Here is an 18,772-nt window from a genome sequence, read left to right as displayed (position 1 = left end):
TTGCGAGGTCACCGGACCGGCCGCCTCCCGGGAGGCAGCCGGAACTTCCCGAGTGCCTACTCGCTGGACTTGGCCAGATCGACCGGCGGGGCATCGGGCACCTGGTTCGGCTTCACCTCGCCACGGAAGACGAACTTCGCCTCGTCACCATCGCCTTCGACGTCCCCGACGACGATCTCGCCCGGCTTGAGCGTGCCGTACAGGATCTTCTCGGACAGCACGTCCTCGATCTCCCGTTGGATCGTCCGGCGCAGTGGCCGGGCGCCCAGCACCGGGTCGTACCCCTTCTTCGCCAGCAGGGCCTTGGCGGCCGACGTCAGCTCGAGAGCCATGTCCTTGTTCTTGAGCTGGGCGTCCACCCGGGCCAGCATCAGATCGACGATCTGGATGATCTCGGCCTCGGACAGCTGGTGGAAGACGATGATGTCGTCGATCCGGTTGAGGAACTCGGGCCGGAAGTGCTGCTTGAGCTCGTCCTGAACCTTCGCCTTCATCCGCTCGTAGTCGACGGCGCCCTGACCGGTGGCGAACCCGATGCCGGGGCCCTTGGAGATGTCCCGGGTGCCCAGGTTCGACGTCATGATCAGAACGGTGTTCTTGAAGTCGACCAGCCGGCCCTGGGAGTCGGTCAGCCGACCGTCCTCCAGGATCTGCAGGAGGGTGTTGAAGACGTCGGGGTGCGCCTTCTCGACCTCGTCGAACAGGACCACCGAGAACGGCTTGCGCCGCACCCGCTCGGTGAGTTGGCCGCCCTCCTCGTAGCCGACGTAGCCGGGCGGGGAACCCACCAGCCGCGAGACGGTGTGCTTCTCCATGTACTCGGACATGTCGAGCTGGATGAGCGCGTCCTCGTCACCGAAGAGGAACTCGGCGAGCGTCTTGGACAGCTCCGTCTTACCGACACCGGACGGGCCGGCGAAGATGAACGAACCGCCGGGGCGCTTGGGGTCCTTCAGCCCGGCACGGGTGCGCCGGATCGCCTGGGAGACGGCCTTGATGGCCTGCTGCTGGCCGATGACGCGCTTGTGTAGCTCGTCCTCCATGCGCAGCAGGCGCGCGGTCTCCTCCTCGGTGAGCTTGAAGACCGGGATGCCCGTCCAGATGGCGAGCACCTCGGCGATCTCCTCGTCGCCCACCTCGGCGACGACGTCCATGTCGCCGGCCTTCCACTCCTTCTCCCGCTTCGCCTTCTCGGAGAGGAGGGTCTTCTCCTTGTCCCGCAGGGACGCGGCCTTCTCGAAGTCCTGCGCGTCGATTGCGGACTCCTTGTCCCGGCGGACGGTGGCGATGCGCTCGTCGAACTCGCGCAGGTCCGGCGGAGCGGTCATCCGACGGATGCGCATCCGCGAACCCGCCTCGTCGATCAGGTCGATCGCCTTGTCGGGCAGGAACCGGTCGGAGATGTAACGGTCGGCCAGGGAGGCGGCCGCCACCAGCGCGGCATCGGTGATCGATACCCGGTGATGCGCCTCGTACCGGTCCCGCAGCCCCTTGAGGATCTCGATCGTGTGCGCCACTGACGGCTCTGCGACCTGGATCGGTTGGAACCGCCGCTCGAGAGCGGCGTCCTTCTCCAAGTGCTTGCGGTACTCGTCGAGCGTAGTCGCGCCGATGGTCTGCAGCTCACCGCGGGCGAGCATGGGCTTGAGGATCGACGCCGCGTCGATGGCACCCTCGGCCGCGCCCGCGCCGACCAGTGTGTGCAGCTCGTCGATGAACAGGATGATGTCGCCGCGGGTCCGGATCTCCTTGAGGACCTTCTTCAGCCGCTCCTCGAAGTCACCGCGGTAGCGGGAACCGGCGACCAGAGCGCCGAGGTCGAGGGTGTAGAGCTGCTTGTCCTTCAGGGTCTCGGGCACCTCGCCCTTGATGATCGCCTGCGCCAGTCCCTCGACCACGGCGGTCTTGCCGACGCCGGGTTCACCGATCAGGACCGGGTTGTTCTTGGTCCGGCGCGACAGCACCTGCATGACGCGCTCGATCTCCTTCTCGCGCCCGATGACCGGGTCGAGCTTGGACTCGCGCGCCGCCGCGGTGAGGTTGCGGCCGAACTGGTCCAGCACCAGGGAGGTGGACGGGGTCCCCTCGGCGGGCGCGCCGGACGTGGCGGTCTCGCCCTTGCCCTGGTAACCGGACAGCAGCTGGATGACCTGCTGGCGCACCCGGTTGAGGTCCGCACCCAGCTTGACGAGCACCTGAGCGGCGACGCCCTCGCCCTCGCGGATCAGGCCCAACAGGATGTGCTCGGTGCCGATGTAGTTGTGACCGAGCTGCAGCGCCTCCCGAAGCGACAGCTCCAGGACTTTCTTCGCGCGCGGCGTGAACGGGATGTGCCCGCTCGGTGCCTGCTGCCCCTGGCCGATGATCTCTTCGACCTGTGACCGCACACCCTCAAGGGAGATGCCGAGGGACTCGAGGGCCTTGGCGGCGACGCCCTCGCCCTCGTGGATCAGGCCGAGCAGGATGTGCTCGGTCCCGATGTAGTTGTGGTTGAGCATCCTGGCCTCTTCTTGGGCCAGGACGACGACCCGACGTGCCCGGTCGGTGAATCTCTCGAACATGTGCGCTCCTTCGAGCTGCGACCGACCACACGACAGCCGGTATCCGCATGCTAGCTCCGCCGAGGCATGTCCTCACGCATCGAACAGAAACCTACCCGCCGGCACCGTCCACATCGTCGTGGGCGGCGGACCGGCGCAAGTACCGGTCCGACCAGCGGAGACGTCTAAGGCAACCGTGGCCGACCAGCCATGACTCCCTCACGTCGTTCCGCCAAGAGCAGAACGACGCCGCCCGCTTCGCGACGTCTCCGGTCGGGCGTACGGTGCGGTGGGACGCGTCAAGCGGTGCGTCCCACCGCGGTGAGCCTCCTCGCCGATGCTACCGACGGTAGTGGATGAGGAGGTGTATCTTGTTGTGATTCAACTCACATGTATATCGTTTTGCGTTGTCAATGTTACTCATTGTCGCCGCCCTGGGGAGTTTCAGCGACAGATCTTGCTTGCATTTTGTGAGTAACTACTTTACGTGCGCATACTCGGGCTGTGCTTCGGGTGATTCTCAGACCGCAAGTCCTCCGTTGCCCTGCGTGTCGACCCAGGCGCGCAGCCGTTCCTCGCGATCCTGGTCACCGGTAAAGGGACACGAGGTGCAGTAGTCGTCACCAAGCCGGTAGGCCAGGCAGCACGACCCACGGCGTATGCCGGTGTACCGCCGGCCGTGGTGGACGAACTCGTGCCAACGGGGCCGGGCCCGCATGGTGGGAGTAGCCCGGGAGAAGAAGGCGTCGGCCTCCACTCGGCCGAGGTGGGGATCGCCGGTCGCGCGCTCGGTCAGCAGGAAGGCGCGGGCGCACTGCGCGGCCACCGCCCCCCACAGCGCCGGAAGGCCGAGCCGGACCCGTCCCCGCAGCTCCTCGACGAACGGTTGGAGATGCGCGAGCACCTCCTCGACCAGGCGACTACGCAACGCGGCGACGTCCCCGACCACGTCCCCGACCACGCCGATCCGGGCATTCACCCCGTCTCCGGCGGTGGCGCCCCCCGCGATCGGGTCATCCGCCAGGACGGTCATGGCCGGCCGGTGGAACGCGGTCTGGTCGAACCAGCCGCCGTCGAGGGCGCGTAGGGACATCGTTGCCGGGGTCAGGGCCGGCACCCGGTGCAGGAGGACGAAACAGGCGATGGCCGGGGCGGCGACGTTCGCCGAGTACCAGTTCGCCAGGTAGCTCGCGGCGACCTCCGGGCTGGCGCCGTGTGCGGCGCCCACCCGGGCCAGCGCCTCGGCCACGCCTGCTGGTCCGGTCAGGAAGGCACAGTCGGCCCAGCTCGGGCCGTCCGGCATCCCGAACTGCACACCGCGCGGCTCCAGCACCTCGGCGAGGTCCCGCAGGCTTGCCTCGAACGGTGGTTCGGCGCACTGGACGGTACCCCCGGAGAGTTCCGGCGCCGTCCCCTCGGGGACTACTTCCCTGGAAGGCGCCGCCGGGGACGCCGCCGAGCCGGTGCGGCGTTCGTTCACCGACCGCTTCACTGCCGGGACCGGGAGGTGTGCCGCGGCTGGGCCGGGCGTAGCTGTGCCAGGGTGCAGGATCTCTCGCAGAGTGGCGTGAGCATGAGCATGACTTTAAGTAAGCCTAACTTCATGTCTGGCGTCAACTGGAGCCGCCATCAGTGCTATGCCCACGAGTCATCGGGCCGGCATCATGGGTGGGTCGACATCGCGCGGTTGCCGGGCTGGTCGGCCCGCGTCACCAGCTGTCCGTGGCGAGATGGCGCTGGACGGCCTCGGCGATGGCCTGCTGCCCGTGCATGGTGGGGTGCGCGCTCAGATCACGTGTCGGTCCGAACAGATTGACCGGAGCCACCCACGGGTCCGATGTGCAGATTTCGTGACCGCGTAGCGCTCGATCCGTCGAGACGAACTCCACTCCCGCATCCGACGCGGCTTTTCTGATGACCTGGTCGAGCTGTCTGTTCAGCCTCGTCAGCTGTCGACGTTCCCTGTTGGTCAGCCAGGTACAGATGTTGTTGAGCTGGTTGCCCGGAAATATGTAGGGATAGCCGACCACGATGATCCGCGAATGCGGGGCGGCGGCCTTCACCGCCGCGTAGTTGGCGCTCAGGACACCCGGAAGTTCCTTGGTGACAAGATCGCGCTCGCGGCGGTCGTTGCCATCCCAGAAGCATCTCCACGCATAACAACTGAAGATGACTTTGCCGAATCCGGCATCGTTGCCGCCGATGGTGATGGTGACGACGTCTGGGGCCCGGCCCAGTGCACGTAGCTGGGCCAGCTGGGGTTTCTCGCCCTTGAACGACTCGTGTAGGGCGCCGGTGGTGGCTCCGGAACACGCGGCGAACAGCGAGACGGTGACCCCCGATCCCATAGCGCCCAGCAGTCGTGGCCAGGCCTGGCTGCTCCGCCGGCACTGGGGGGCCAGCGAGTCGAAGGGAGGATTGCCCTCCCCCGAGGAGTAGGAGTCGCCCAGCACGGCCAGGGTACGGGGCTGCGGACCGGCCGAAGCCGGATCACCCCAACCGTACGTAATCGGAACCGCGGCGAACAGGAATGCTGCCATCGCGGTGACAAGAAAGGGATGAGTGAAGTATCCGCTGCCGGGATGTGACGATACGCCGGGCTGTGTTCCCGAGCTTCGGTCCCGCATGGCACGGAATCGTAACCGAGTCGCGGGAGGACGGTCCGTCGAACCCGGCGGCTGTCGCTCGGCAGAGTCGGTTGCCTAATCCGCTGGACCGGTCGAAGCCCCGGAGATGCGCGATCGTCGTAATTATCCTGGTCGCCGTAATGCAGCCCGAACGAGCCTGAACGAGCCCGGTCGGGATCGGATCAGATCTTCTTCTCGAAGACGAGACGCAGGCCGATGAGTGTCAGATGGGGCTCGTGGCGGTCAAGGGTCTCACTTTCCTTGATGACCACGGACGCGAGACCCCCGGTGGCGATCGTCACCGCATCCGTCCCGAGCTCGGCCCGGATGCGGCGTACCAGGCCGTCCACCTGACCGGCGACGCCGTAGATCATGCCGGACTGGAGTGCCTCGACCGTGCTCTTGCCGATGACGGAACGTGGCGCGACCAGTTCCACCTTACGGAGCTGGGCCGCCCGGGACGCGAGTGCGTCCAGCGCGATCTCGATGCCCGGTGCGAAGATTCCGCCGATGAACTCGCCGCGTGCCGAGACGATGTCCAGGTTCGTCGAGGTGCCGAAGTCGACGACGATCGCCGGCCCGCCGTAGAGGTGGTGCGCGGCGAGCGTGTTCATGATGCGGTCCGCGCCGGCTTCCTTCGGATTGTCGATGAGGATGGGAACCCCGGTCCGCGTCCCCGGTTCGACGATGACGACCGGAATGTCGTGAAAGGCCCGGACCGCCATCCGGCGCAGGGCTCGAAGCGCGGCGGGAACGGTCGAGCAGATCGAGACACCGGTGACCTTGTACTCGCCGAGCAGGCCGCGGTAGAGCAGCACCAGTTCGTCCGCGGTCGCCTGCGGGTCGGTGCGCACCCGCCAGGAGCCGGCGAGGTGTTCACCCTCGAACACGCCGACGACGGTGTTGGTGTTACCGACGTCGATGGCGAGCAGCATCAGGATTCCTCCACGATCAGACCCTCGATCGGTGGGCCCGCGGTGGCCGATCCCGGGCGATGATCGGGATCCAGGGCGAGATCGAGGCCGAGGTCGAGAGCGGGCGCCGAATGGGTCAGGGCGCCGACGGCGAGATAGTCGACGCCGACGGCTGCCACCGCCGCCGCCGTTCGCAGGGTCAGGCCGCCGCTCGCCTCGAGCCGCACCCCGGCCGGACGGGCGAGCTGGACCGCGGTCCGCAGGTCCGCCAGCGACATATTGTCGCAGAGGATGAGATCACATCCGGCATCGACGGCCTCCGCGACCTGGTCGACGGTGTCGCATTCGACCTCGACGGGCAGCCCGGGGAACCGGGCCTGCACCGCGGCGAACGCCGCCGCCACGCCACCCGCCGCGACCACGTGGTTGTCCTTGATCAGGGCTGCGTCCGTCAGCGACATGCGGTGGTTCACCCCGCCCCCGCAGCGCACCGCGTACTTCTCCAGCGCGCGCAGGCCGGGTAGCGTCTTGCGGGTGTCGCGGATCACCGCACCGGTGCCGGTGACCGCGTCGACCCAGGCCCGCGTCAGGGTGGCGATCCCGGACAGGTGGCACAGCAGGTTCAGCGCGGTGCGTTCGGCGGTGAGCAGGCCGCGGACCGGCCCGTTGACGTAGGCCACCGTGGTGCCCGGCGGGACAGGGTCGCCGTCGCGAGCGGTCAGGGTGACGGTCGCGGCCGGCCCGAGCAGGCTTTCGAAGACGGCGGCGGCGACCGGCAGGCCGGCGACGACGCCCGCGGCCCGCGAGACGATGGCGCCGTGCCCGACGAGGGCGGGGTCGACCGTCGCCTCGGAGGTCGCGTCGACCGCGCCGATCTGGCCGGTCACCTCGTTCTCCTCCCGGACCGGGAGGTCCTCCACGAGCGCGCGGCCGACCAGGGCCACCACCCCGTCCGGGTCGAGGCCGGCCGAGGCGAGGGCACTGCGGGTGGCGGGCGAGAGCCGTCCGCCGGGCACGCCGGCGGAACCGGAACCGCTCACCGCGAGCCGCGCATGGGCTCGACGTCCACGATCAGTTCCCCTTCTGGATCGAGCCGGGTGAGGATCCGGCCGAGCCAGTGTTCGTCGTCCCGCTCACCGAAGTCCTCCCGCCAATGGGACCCGCGGGTCTCCGTCCGGATGGCGGCGGCGGCGGCGAGGGCCGTCGCAACCGTGCGCAGGTTGGTCATCTCCCAGGCCGGCGGCCCGGCCGTGACCGTCGCCCCGCTGACCCGCAGGTCCCCGAGACCGGCCAGTACCTTCGCCGTCGCCCGCAGGCTGTCCGCGCTGCGCAGCACCCCGGCACCGTCGGTCATCGCGCGCGCGAGCTCCGCGCGTTCGGCGGGGTCGGTCAGACCACTGCCGCGACCGACCACCGGCGCGGCGGGGATGGCGGCGCCGCGCTGGCCGCCGGGCGCGGTGCCGGCTAGGTGCTCCGCGATGCGTGCGGCGAAGACCAGCCCCTCCAGCAGGCTGTTCGACGCGAGCCGGTTGGCGCCGTGCACCCCTGTGCAGGCCACCTCCCCGCAGGCGTACAGGCCGGCCACGCTCGTGCGGCCCCACAGGTCCGTGCGCACTCCGCCGCTGGCGTAGTGGGCGGCCGGCGCGACGGGGATCGGCCTGGCGACCGGATCGATGCCGGCGGACCGGCAGCGCGCGGTGATCGAGGGGAACCGCCGCTCGATGGTCGCCGCGCCCAGCCTCCGGGCGTCCAGGAACAGGTGATCGACCCCCTGGGCCGCCATGACCCGCGACATCTGCTTGGCGACGACGTCGCGCGGCGCGAGGTCGGCCAGCCGGTGGACGCCCGCCATCACCCGCTCGCCGGCCGCGTCGACGAGAACGGCACCCTCCCCCCGCATGGCCTCGCTGACCAGCGGCTGCTGGCCCCCGAGCAGGTCGGCGACGGCGCCCGGCCTGGACGGGGGCAGCCACAGGGCGGTCGGGTGGAACTGGACGAACTCCAGGTCCGCGACGACGGCGCCCGCGCGCAGAGCCAGCGCCACCCCGTCCCCGGTGGAGACGCCGGGATTGGTCGTCGACGCGAAGATCTGCCCCATCCCGCCGGTCGCCAGGACCACCGCGCCCGCCGTCACCGCGCCGACGCCGTCCCGGCTGCCCTCCCCCAGCACGTGCAGGGTGGCGCCGGCGGCCCGACCGTCGGAGTCGAGCAGCAGGTCGAGGACCAGTGCGTGTTCGATGACCTCGACGCTCTCATCCGCCCGGACGGCGGTGATCAGGGCGCGTTCCACCTCCAGGCCGGTGGCGTCCCCACCCGCATGGATGATGCGGTTGCGTAGATGGCCGCCCTCTCGGGTGAGGGCGAACGAGCCGTCGGTGGTCCGATCGAACCGGGCGCCGAGCTCGGCGAGCTCACGTACCCGCGCCGGTCCGTCGCGGACCAGTACTCGGGCTGCGTCCTCGTCGCACAGCCCGACGCCGGCGACCAGGGTGTCGGAGAGATGATCTTCGGGCGAGTCCTCCGCGGCGAGCGCGGCGGCGATCCCACCCTGCGCCCACCGGGTCGACCCGGCGTCGAGGCGTGCCTTGGTCACCAGCAGCACCCGGGCGGCGGGCAGCGCCCGGCGCAGGTGCAGGACCGTCGTGAGCCCGGCGATGCCCGAACCGATGACGACGACGTCCGCGGCGCGCAGCCATCCCGGGCGGGGCGCGCCGAGCCGGCAAGGTAGCACGGTCACTGCGTAGCCACGGCCGATCGGACCGCCGCCGCGGCCGCAGGTACCGGGATGCCGATCGGGATGTCGCCACGCAGGCTCGACGGGTCGCCGGGGAGCGGTTCGGCCGGGTCGTCGCCGTGCCCGATGATCCGGTTTGCCGCGTCGACGAACAGCACCTTCGGGACGTGCCGGCGCGCCTCGGCGTCGTCCATGAGCCCGTACGCAATGATGATCACCAGATCGCCCGGCTGGACCAGGCGCGCCGCGGCACCGTTGATACCGATGATCCCGCTTCCCGCCGGTCCCGCGATGGCGTACGTCTCCAGCCGGGCGCCGTTGTTGATGTCGACGATCGTGACCTGCTCGCCGGGCAGCAGGTCGGCGGCGGCCAGCAGGTCCGCGTCGATCGTCACGGAGCCCACATAGTGCAGATCGGCCTGGGTGACCGTGGCACGGTGGATCTTGGCGGTGAGCATGGTGCGCAACACGGTCAGGCTCCCGGGTGATCGCGGTCGGCGGGACGGTCCGGTCGGGGGGTGAGGGCGGGAGACCCGGCGGATGCCGGAGACCCAGTGGGGGCCGGCGCCGGGGATTCCGGAGGCAGGGCGAGGTCGATGTTGTCGATCAGGCGGGTGGTGCCCACCCGGGCAGCGACGAGCAGCAGGGCGGGACCGCTCCGGACCGGACGCAGATCGTCGGGGCTGGCCAGGGCGAGGTAGTCCACGTCCACCCCGTCCGCGGCGGCCAGAACCTCCCGCGCGGTCGCGAGCACGGCGTCCTGCCCGCCCGCCTGGGCCCGGGCCCCGGCGGCGAGCGCCCGGGACAGGGCGAGCGCGCTGCGCCGCTGCTCGGGGGTCAGATAGACGTTCCGGCTCGACAGCGCGAGGCCGTCGGGCTCGCGCACGGTCTCCACACCGATCACGGTGACGTCGAAGGCGAGGTCCGCGACCATCCGGCGGATGCAGACCAGCTGCTGGGCGTCCTTGCGCCCGAAGAACGCCAGGTCCGGACGGACCAGGTGGAGCATGGTCCCCACCAGGGTCAGCATCCCATCGAAATGGCCCGGACGGGCTGCGCCTTCGAGTAGCTCACCGAGCGGCCCGGCCTGCAACCGGACGAGCGGCGGCGAGTCGTGGATCATCCGGGGGGCGAAGACGAGGTCGACCCCCTCCCGCGCGCACACGTCGAGATCGGCGGCCAGGGTGCACGGGTACCGGTCGAGATCCTCACCCGCGCCGAATTGCAGCGGATTAACGTAGATCGTGGCAACCACCTGGTCCGCCTGGGCCCGGGCGGCGCGCAGCAGCGAGGCGTGGCCCCCGTGCAGCGCTCCCATTGTCATGACGACGGCCCTGGTCGGGCGCGCGTGGGTCGGGCGCGCGTGCCCGGCTGCCGCCCGCGCGGGCGCGTCGTCCGGCGCAGGCAGACCGGCCTCACTCTGCCGGGCGATGGTGGCCTGCCGGTCGAGCGCGGCGAGCGCGGCGCGCAGCTCGGCCCGGTCTCTGGCCAGGACGGGACTGCCCGAGCCGGGGAGCGTGCTGGGCCGGACGGAGGGGGCAATGCTCCTAGCGGAGGGGGCCGTGGCGGTGGCCGCCTGATCGCGGGATCCCGTCGATGGGCGGTCGGGCGTGGTGGAGAAAACAGCAGTCATGATCCGTTCCAGTCCTCGGATGGGGTACCGGACGTCGTTGGCAACTGTAACTCGGCTGCAATGGTTGCTGCCCTCCTCTGTGAGCTGGGCTTCGTTCGGGCGATCGTCCCGAACGAAGCCCTCTGCTCACTCCGGAAGGTGCAATTTGTTGCTTTGTGGCGTTATATGATACTTCGCTGGGGCGGCGAGCCCACCGGAGTTCAGGCCCCGGTGTGCGCGGGCTCGGCCCGCTCAGGGGCCTCGGCCTCCTGGGGGGAAGAGGGCGTGGGGGCTCCTGGACGGGTGTGCTGCGCGACGTAGGTGCCGGCGGCGATCGCCGCCGCGACCGGCCATTCGATGATCGAGGCCGCGGCGAGCCCGCCGAGCCCCAGGTAGTAGGCGCCCTTGCCCAGCGACGGCCACTGCGTGCTCGTACCTCGTCCAACCTCGAACCGCGACGTGAGCAGCGGTAGCCGGACCGTGAAGGTGTGTGTGCCCGGCGACCGCTCGGGGCCCGTGGGCGGGGCCGGCTGCTGCTGGTCCCGCTCAGGGGCAGAGGTGTCCGTGTCCTCCCGGTGCGGCTGTAGCCGTGCCCGTGGCGGAGCGTCCGTCTTCGTGGCCATGGCAGCTCACCTCTCTCGATATCTCGATCTCCTTCTAGGAGAGAACCTAAGATGAACTTATAGTATCCAGAAGATAACTTCTCGTGCTGTTCGCGGTGTGAGCGCGGTCAGGCGGTGGACAGGTAGTCCTTGAAGGAGATGCCGGTCAGTCGCTCGTAGGCCTCCACGTAACGGGCCTGGGTCGCCTCGACGACGTCCGCGGGCAGCTCCGGCCCCGGCGCGGTCCTGTCCCAGCCGGTACTCGTCAGATAGTCGCGGATGTACTGCTTGTCGAAGGACGGCTGGGAGGCTCCGGGCCGCCAGGTGTCCTCCGGCCAGAACCGGGACGAGTCCGGGGTCAGGACCTCGTCGGCGAGCCGCAGCGTGCCCTGGGTGTCATGACCGAACTCGAACTTGGTGTCAGCGAGCAGGATGCCGCGCTCGGCTGCGAGGACACTGGCCCGGCCGAAGATCTGCAGGGTCAGCCGCTCGAGCTCGGCGGCGAGCTCGGTGCCGATCCGGCCGGCCGCGTCGGCCCGACTGATGTTCTCGTCGTGCTCACCGATCGGCGCCTTCGTGGACGGCGTGTAGATCGGTGCCGGCAGCTTGCTGCCGTCCACCAGCCCGGTGGGCAGGGGATGCCCGCTGACCGCGCCGGTGCGCTGGTAGTCCTTCAGCCCGCTGCCGGTCAGATAACCACGGGCGACGCACTCGATCTGCACCATGTTCAGGCGTCGGCACAGCATCGACCGGCCGCGCAGCTGCTCCCTATACGGAGCGAGCTCGGCCGGGTACTCATCGGCGTTCGAACTGACGACGTGGGACGGGACCAGGTCGGCGAGCTGGTCGAACCACCACAGCGAAAGCCCGGTGAGAACGGCTCCCTTGTCGGGAATTTCGGTCGGTAGGACCACGTCGAACGCCGAGATGCGGTCGCTGGCGACCAGCAGCACGGCGTCGTCCCCGACCGCGAACAGCTCCCGGACCTTGCCCGAACCCAGGTGGGTGAGCCCGGCGAACTCCTCATGTGTCAGCGGCATACACCGACCGTACCCAGGGAGAACAACAGCACCTGCGGGGCGGGGTCCCGCGCCATGCCTGCGCCGCTGTGCGGCGGGTCAGGCACGGGGGCGCGCGGGTCAGGTGAGGGCCGTCAAGGCGTCGAAGACCGGGCCGAGGCGCTTGGTGTAGCGCTCGGGCCGGCTCACCTCGTCGAGCCTGGCCTCGTCCAGGGCCAGGCCGCGGTCGCCGGCGTGCTTGCGCAGCGTCTCCCGGAACGGCACGCCGGTCTGCCAGGTCTCCATCGCCGCCGCCTGGGTGACGGCGTAGGCGTCCTCGCGGGACAGCCCCGTCTCGACGAGTTCGAGCAGCACCGCCGAGGTGTAGACCAGCCCGCCCGTGGCATCGAGGTTCGTCCGCATCCGTGCGGTGTCCACGACCAGCCCGGTGACCAGCCGGGTCGTCAGGTGCAGCAGGTAGTCGACGCCGGTGGCGGCGTCCGGCAGCGCGATGCGCTCGGTGGAGGAGTGGGAGATGTCGCGCTCGTGCCACAGCGGGACGCCCTCCAGCACCGGGACGTACTGCGCCCGGACGATCCGGGCGAGCCCGGCGATGCGCTCCGACATGATCGGGTTCTTCTTGTGGGGCATCGCGGAGGAGCCCTTCTGCCCGGAGCCGAACGGCTCGGACAGCTCCCGGACCTCCGTGCGCTGGCCGTGCCGGACCTCCAGGGCGACCGCCTCGCAGACGGTCGCGAGCCCGGCCAGCGCCGCGACCCAGGAGGCGATGCTGTCGCGCAGCACGACCTGGGTGGCCACCGGGGCCGCGGTGAGGCCCAGCTTGTCGGCCACATAGGCCTCGACGTCGGGGTCGATGTTGGAGTACGTCCCGACCGCGCCGGAGATCTTGGCGACGGCCACGTCCGCGCGGGCCGCGCGCAGCCGGTCGCGGCAGCGGGCGAGCCCGAACGCCAGGTCCGCGACGCGGTGCCCGAACACCGTCGGCTCGCCGTGGATGCCGTGCGTCCGGCCGACCCGCAGGGTGTTCCGGTGGGCTAGGCCGAGGTCGCGCAGCGCGGCGACGAGGGTGTCCGCCCGGGCGAGCAGCAGGTCGGTCGACTCGACCAGCTGCAGCGCGAGCGCCGTGTCGAGCAGGTCTGAGGAGGTCATGCCGAAGTGCGCGTAGGCGGCGGCGGACCGGGGTTCGGTGCGGTCGGCCCAAGCGGTCAGGAAGGCGATGACGTCATGCTGGGTGACGGCCTCCACCTCGGCAACGGCCTCGGGCGTCGGAGCGGGGGCGGCCCGGACCGGCTCGACGGAATCGGCGGGGATGCGGCCCGCGGCGGCGTGCGCCTCCATGACCAGCACCTCGACGCGACACCACAGCTCGTACTTGTGCGCCTCCGACCACACCCGGCCCATCTCCGCCAGGGTGTAACGGCCGATCATGACTGGCTGCCGGCCGCGGCCGCCGCGCTCAGCCCGTCCGCCGCGGCCTGCTCGAACTCGTCCTTGAACGCGGCCAGCTTCAGCCCCAGATCGGGATCGGCCAGCGCCAGGATCTGGATCGCCAGGATCGCCGCGTTCGTCGAGTTGTTCAGGCCCACGGTCGCGACCGGGACGCCCGGCGGCATCTGCACGATGGCGAGCAGCGAGTCCATGCCGTCCAGCGCCCCGCCGGAGATCGGCACGCCGATTACCGGCAGCGTGGTGAGGGCCGCGATGGTGCCGGGCAGCGCAGCGGCCAGGCCTGCCCCGGCGATGACCACCGAGATGTCGCGGGCCCGCAGCTGACCCACGTAGTCGGCGAGGGTGCGCGGCGCGCGGTGCGCCGACAGCGACACCTGCTCGTAGGGCACACCGAAGCGTTCCAGGGTGGCGCCGGCCTTGCTCATGGTCTGGGTGTCCGACGGTGATCCGAAGACGATCGCCACCTGGGGATGGCCCGGCCCGGGGGTGCTCTGCGACACGGTCTACTCCTTCTTTTTCTTTCTATGTCTTGCGGGATCCTCGCCGGACGCGACGTCCGCTCGACGGACGTCGGCCGCGTGGCGCATCCGGGACGGATCTCCGATGTCGGTGCGGTAATGGGCGCCGGGCAGCGAGATGCGGCTGACAGCCTCGTAGGCCGATCCTCGCGCGGACTCCAGGTTGGAGCCGATGGCCGTAACGGACAGCACACGGCCGCCGGCCGAGACGACCCGGCCATCCGGCTCCCTCCGGGTACCGGCGTGCAGGACGTCGACGCCGGCCAGTGCACCGGCGGCGGCGAGCCCGCGGATCGGGTCGCCGAGCCTGGGTGCTGCCGGATAGCCGTGCGCGGCGACGACGACGCTGATCGCCGCGCCGGAGCGCCACACCGGTGCCCGCCGGCCGGAGAGCACGTCCGTCAACGGCGTCGTGAGCAGGGCGAGGATGGCCTGCACCTCGGGGTCACCGAAGCGCACGTTGAACTCCACCACCCGCGGGCCGCGGGTGGTCAGCGCGAGCCCGGCGTAGAGCAGGCCGGTGAACGGGGTGCCGCGCCGGGCCATCTCGGCCACTGTCGGCCGGATCACCGTGGCGACGATCTCCGCCGGCAGGCCGTGCGAGGCCCAGGGCAGCGGGGTGTACGCGCCCATCCCCCCGGTGTTCGGGCCGGTGTCGCCGTCGCCGACCCGTTTGTGGTCCTGCGCCGGCAGCAGCGGGAGGACCGCGCCGGACTCGGTCACCACGGCGAACAGGGAGACCTCGGGCCCGTCGAGGTACTCCTCGAGGACAACCCGGTCGTCCGGTCCGCGCAGGCTCGCGCGGACCGCGGCGACGGCCGCGTCGCGATCCTCGGTTACCGTGACGCCCTTGCCGGCGGCGAGCCCGTCGTACTTCACCACGTACGGCGGGCCGAAGACGTCCAGGTCGGCCAGGGCGGGCTCGATCTCGGTGTGGTCGCGAGAGGCCGCCGTGGGCACCCCGGCGGCGCGCATGACCTCCTTGGCGAACGCCTTGCTGCCCTCTAGCCGGGCCGCGGCCGCGCTCGGGCCGAAGACCGCGAGGCCGCGGGCGCATAGCTCGTCGGCGGCCCCGGCTACCAACGGCATCTCCGGACCGATAACGGTGAGGTCCGCGCCGACCGCCTCGGCAAGGTCGGCGACGGCGTCCGGGTCGGCGACGGCGAGCGGGCGGGGCTCGGCGAGCTCGGCGGTCCCGGCGTTTCCGGGCGCGCAGATCAGCGAGCCGACCCGGGGATCGCGGGCGAGCGCCCGGCACAGCGCGTGTTCACGGCCACCGGAGCCGACAACAAGAACCTTCATCAGTTCACCTCGCGACGCAAGCAGCGGCCCGGTGCGCGGCGGCGGATTCCCGGTAATGCCGGCGGACCGGGCCGCGTCGCCGCCACGGCCGTGCGCGGGGGACGTGGGGGTCGGTGGAGGCCGTCACCGGTTGTCCCCGGCGCGCGGCGCCGGGACGGAGATCCGGACCGGGCGCGGGTGCCGTCGCGAACCGGCGAACCCCGCCTGGGGCATCGCGTCGTCGCAGTTCGGTCGGGTCACAGTTCCACAGTAGCGGGTGTGCTGATCATCGTGCGCGTCGTGCCCGGTCGGTGCCGGTGACTCCCGGCCGGTCACCCGGGACGATCCGCGCTGAGCGGCTACAGCCCGACGCCCGACCGCCAGAGCAGGTGGGCCATGCCGTGCACCAGGTGCAGCGCGCAGCGGCGTGCGTCCACCTCGGCCATGCCCGCGACGATGGCGGCGGCGTCGACCGGCCAGACCCGGACCTCTCGGCCGAGCACGGTCAGCGGGGCGGGATCGTCGCGGCCCTCGAAGGCGCGCCCACCCGGTTCGACGAACAGGTGCAGCGACCGCCCTGCGGCCGGGAAGTTCTCGCAGCGCCAGTACAGCAGCGGCCACGCCTGCAGCCGTTCCCGCCGTCCCGGCCAACGCCGGCGGCGACCGGGGTCGACGGCCGCCTCGCCCGGGTCCGCCCGATCTGCCCGGGCTGCCGGGTCCGTGGCCGCCCGTGTCGCCCCGCCCTCGCTCAGGTCCAGCGCGGGCAGCGGCCGGCCGGCGCGGTACCGCGCCGGCGCGCGGTGCGGCGCGGTGCGGGCCGCCCGCACCGTGACCGGTGGTACCAGGTGTTCGGCCGCGCAGAAGTCCAGGAAGTCACGGATCTGGGCGTCGACGTGACCGGCGACGGCCGCGGCGCGTTCGAGCCGCTGCGCCTCGGCCCGCTTCGAGCTCCGGATGGCGTGGCTGCCCCGCAGCAGCACGTCGGTCAGTGTCTGTGGCAGAGCCTCGCCGGTGGGGGAGAACCCGACCGGCCAGGCGTCGGAGTCGGTCGGGTGCAGGTAACCGCGTCTCACGGCCGGTGGCCAACGGGCCGGTTGCGGGGCTTCGGCCGGTTCCGGCAGCGACAGCGGTGTCCGCCCGGGGATGGAAGGGTCGTCATCCGACGGCCGGGACCTGACAACGGCCACCGCCACCACCCCCGGACGTCATTGCTTTGCGTGACCGCCCAAGCGTCGATGGTAATGCTTCCGGCTGCAACCGGAACCGACCGGATCTTGGCCCGCGCCGGGCGGGATCAGACCAGGTCTTTTCGGACCAGTTTGTTCAGACCAGGTCATTGATGACGAGCGTCTGGTCCCGCCCGGGACCGACGCCGACCGCCGACACCGGGGCGCCGGAGAACTCCTCCAACGCCCTGATGTAGTCCTTCGCGGTGCCGGGCAGGTCGGCGAACGACCGGACGCCGGAGATGTCCTCGTGCCAGCCGGGCAGGTCGGTGTAGATCGGCTTGGCGTGGTGGAACTCGGTCTGGGTCATGGGCATCTCGTCGACCCGTTCGCCGCCGATGTCGTAGCCGACGCAGATGGGCACCCGGTCGAAGCCCGACAGGACGTCCAGCTTGGTGAGGAAAAGGTCGGTCAGGCCGTTGACCCGCACCGCGTAGCGGGCGATTACGGCGTCAAACCAGCCGGTGCGCCGTGCCCGGCCGGTCGTCACGCCGAACTCCCCGCCAATGCGGCGCAGCTCCTCTCCGACCTTGTCGTCCAGTTCGGTGGGGAAGGGGCCGGCGCCGACCCGGGTCGTGTAGGCCTTGATGATGCCGATCACCCGACTGATCCTCGTCGGGCCGATGCCGGCGCCGGTGGCCGCGTAGCCGGCGGTCGGGTTCGATGACGTGACGAACGGGTAGGTGCCGTGATCGACGTCGAGGAGAGTGCCCTGGGAGCCTTCGAGCAGCACGACCTTGCCCGCGCGCAGCGCCCGGTCGAGAATCAGGCCGGTGTCGGCGATGTGGGGTTGGAGGCGTTTCGCGTAGTCGGCGTACTCCTCGACCACCTCGTCTAGCTCGATCCGGCGCCGGTTGTAGACCTTGGCCAGGACCTGGTTCTTCTCCCGCAGCACCAGTTCGAGCTTCTTGTGGAAGATGCCCGGGTCGAGGAGATCCTGCACTCTGATGCCCGTACGGGCAACCTTGTCGCCGTAGGTGGGACCGATGCCGCGACCGGTGGTACCGATCCGCGCCTTGCCCAGGTATCGCTCGATGACCCGGTCCAGCGCCCGGTGATGGGGCATGATCAGGTGGGCGTTCGCGCTGATCAGGAGCCGGGAGACGTCGATGCCGCGGGCGGTGAGCCCGTCCATCTCGGCCAGCAGCACGCCCGGGTCGATGACGACCCCGTTGCCGATCACGGGAACGCAGTCGGCTCGCAGCATGCCACTGGGAATCAGGTGGAGCGCGTAGCTCTCCGCCCCGATGACCACGGTGTGGCCGGCGTTGTTGCCACCCTGGTATCGGACGACGTAATCGACGGCGCCGCCCAAGAGGTCGGTCGCCTTTCCTTTTCCCTCGTCGCCCCACTGGGCACCGATGAGGACAAGAGCAGGCACCGGGCGAGGTTACTAGGGATGGCGGGGCCGTGGGGCCGGCTGCGGCGTCCTCGCTGGCCTCCACCACCGACGCGGCCTGATGAACTCACTGTCAGGTGAAGCCGAGCTCACTGGCGGTGACGGGATCGCTGTCGGTCAGGAACGTCCGGCAGCGGGTGGCCTCCTCGGCCTCCCCGATGGCCGCGGCCGCCCGGACGAGAGCGGCGAGTGAACGCAGGAACCCGCGGTTGGGTTCGTGTGACCAGGGGATCGGCCCGTTGCCCTTCCAGCCCGAGCGGCGCAGGGCGTCGAGGCCGCGGTGATAGCCCGTGCGGGCGTAGGCATAGGCCTCGACGGGTCGTCCGCCGGTGAGCGCGAGCTCGGCGAGCGCGGCCCAGGGCGCGCTGAACGCGGGCAGCCGGGCGGCGACGGCATCCGGCGGATCACCGGCGGCCAGCGCCTCGGTCGCGGCCGCGTCGGAGGGCAGGAGCGTCGGCGGCGGACCGGAGAGCAGGTTGGGCTTTCCCGAGGCGGACGGCGTCGTCATGAGTGCATCCTGCCCGACGACTGGCCGCACACGTCATGGAGGTCACCCCGGACGCGCCCGCCCTGCGCGCACGGTGACCGGGTCGGTCAGGCCCTGACGCTGACGTTCCACAGATTCTGGCCGACGACCCCGGGTTGACCGTCGTTCACCCGGGTGAGGTACGAGTACAGCGCGGCGATGCCCTGCGACTGCGGTCCGAACTTGCCGTCGACGGTGAGTACGAAGCCCTTCTGGCGCATTCTGTCCTGCCAGACGAAGGCCTCCGGGCGGACGTCGTCGCTGAGGGACGCGTCGAGGACCGTGCCCCTGAACGAGCCGTCCCCCATCTCCCGGCGAGCCCGGT

At 70.7% G+C, this 18,772-nt stretch carries 16 protein-coding genes and 1 pseudogene; all 17 read right to left on the bottom strand.

Annotated features, from left to right (window positions below):
* Window positions 1-56: 56 nt before the first annotated feature.
* Window positions 57-2,561, bottom strand: a complete 2,505-nt coding sequence (locus ACY5KJ_RS04615) for an ATP-dependent Clp protease ATP-binding subunit (protein WP_462202849.1) — start codon at window positions 2,559-2,561, stop codon at window positions 57-59.
* A 499-nt stretch (window positions 2,562-3,060) separates the two neighbouring features.
* On the bottom strand, window positions 3,061-4,020 hold the full coding sequence (locus tag ACY5KJ_RS04610; protein ID WP_462202848.1) for a (2Fe-2S)-binding protein: 960 nt from the start codon (window positions 4,018-4,020) through the stop codon (window positions 3,061-3,063).
* A gap of 229 nt (window positions 4,021-4,249) precedes the next feature.
* Window positions 4,250-5,080, bottom strand: coding sequence for an SGNH/GDSL hydrolase family protein (locus ACY5KJ_RS04605; RefSeq protein WP_462202847.1), 831 nt, complete (start codon window positions 5,078-5,080; stop codon window positions 4,250-4,252).
* A 269-nt stretch (window positions 5,081-5,349) separates the two neighbouring features.
* The gene (locus ACY5KJ_RS04600) at window positions 5,350-6,102 is read right to left on the bottom strand and encodes a type III pantothenate kinase (RefSeq protein ID WP_462202846.1); all 753 of its coding nucleotides are present in this window, start codon (window positions 6,100-6,102) and stop codon (window positions 5,350-5,352) included.
* Window positions 6,102-7,121, bottom strand: a complete 1,020-nt coding sequence (gene nadC / locus ACY5KJ_RS04595) for a carboxylating nicotinate-nucleotide diphosphorylase (RefSeq protein ID WP_462188124.1) — start codon at window positions 7,119-7,121, stop codon at window positions 6,102-6,104. The genes ACY5KJ_RS04600 and nadC overlap by 1 nt, the downstream gene beginning before the upstream one ends.
* Window positions 7,118-8,818, bottom strand: coding sequence for an L-aspartate oxidase (locus ACY5KJ_RS04590; protein WP_462188123.1), 1,701 nt, complete (start codon window positions 8,816-8,818; stop codon window positions 7,118-7,120). Before ACY5KJ_RS04590 ends, nadC begins: the two co-directional genes overlap by 4 nt.
* Complete coding sequence (gene panD / locus ACY5KJ_RS04585) at window positions 8,815-9,285, bottom strand: aspartate 1-decarboxylase (RefSeq protein ID WP_462188122.1); 471 nt, start codon at window positions 9,283-9,285, stop codon at window positions 8,815-8,817. The genes ACY5KJ_RS04590 and panD overlap by 4 nt, the downstream gene beginning before the upstream one ends.
* A gap of 2 nt (window positions 9,286-9,287) precedes the next feature.
* Window positions 9,288-10,448 carry a pantoate--beta-alanine ligase gene (gene panC, locus ACY5KJ_RS04580; protein WP_462188121.1) on the bottom strand — a complete coding sequence of 387 codons (1,161 nt, stop codon included), beginning with the start codon at window positions 10,446-10,448 and terminating at the stop codon, window positions 9,288-9,290.
* A 200-nt stretch (window positions 10,449-10,648) separates the two neighbouring features.
* Complete coding sequence (locus ACY5KJ_RS04575; protein ID WP_462188120.1) at window positions 10,649-11,050, bottom strand: hypothetical protein; 402 nt, start codon at window positions 11,048-11,050, stop codon at window positions 10,649-10,651.
* A gap of 107 nt (window positions 11,051-11,157) precedes the next feature.
* A complete protein-coding gene (locus ACY5KJ_RS04570; RefSeq protein ID WP_462186410.1) occupies window positions 11,158-12,069 on the bottom strand; it encodes a phosphoribosylaminoimidazolesuccinocarboxamide synthase in 912 nt (303 codons plus the stop codon).
* A gap of 99 nt (window positions 12,070-12,168) precedes the next feature.
* Window positions 12,169-13,476 (bottom strand): adenylosuccinate lyase, encoded by a 1,308-nt coding sequence (purB, locus tag ACY5KJ_RS04565; RefSeq protein ID WP_462186409.1) that lies wholly within the window; start codon window positions 13,474-13,476, stop codon window positions 12,169-12,171.
* Complete coding sequence (gene purE, locus ACY5KJ_RS04560) at window positions 13,473-13,997, bottom strand: 5-(carboxyamino)imidazole ribonucleotide mutase (protein ID WP_462186408.1); 525 nt, start codon at window positions 13,995-13,997, stop codon at window positions 13,473-13,475. Before purE ends, purB begins: the two co-directional genes overlap by 4 nt.
* 3 nt (window positions 13,998-14,000) lie before the next feature.
* Window positions 14,001-15,317, bottom strand: coding sequence for a phosphoribosylamine--glycine ligase (purD, locus tag ACY5KJ_RS04555; protein ID WP_462186407.1), 1,317 nt, complete (start codon window positions 15,315-15,317; stop codon window positions 14,001-14,003).
* 338 nt (window positions 15,318-15,655) lie between these two features.
* Window positions 15,656-16,423: a hypothetical protein gene (locus tag ACY5KJ_RS04550; protein ID WP_462186412.1), complete on the bottom strand. Its 768-nt coding sequence runs from the start codon at window positions 16,421-16,423 to the stop codon at window positions 15,656-15,658.
* 196 nt (window positions 16,424-16,619) lie between these two features.
* The gene (locus ACY5KJ_RS04545) at window positions 16,620-17,903 is read right to left on the bottom strand and encodes an adenylosuccinate synthase (RefSeq protein ID WP_462186406.1); all 1,284 of its coding nucleotides are present in this window, start codon (window positions 17,901-17,903) and stop codon (window positions 16,620-16,622) included.
* A gap of 91 nt (window positions 17,904-17,994) precedes the next feature.
* Window positions 17,995-18,429: a DUF3151 domain-containing protein gene (locus ACY5KJ_RS04540; protein WP_462186405.1), complete on the bottom strand. Its 435-nt coding sequence runs from the start codon at window positions 18,427-18,429 to the stop codon at window positions 17,995-17,997.
* Window positions 18,430-18,515: 86 nt separating this feature from the next.
* A pseudogene (locus ACY5KJ_RS04535) lies at window positions 18,516-18,772 on the bottom strand (transglycosylase family protein); the annotation flags it as partial.

The organism is Frankia sp. CcWB3 (genome assembly GCF_977927595.1).
This window is presented reverse-complemented; position numbering and strand designations above follow the sequence as displayed.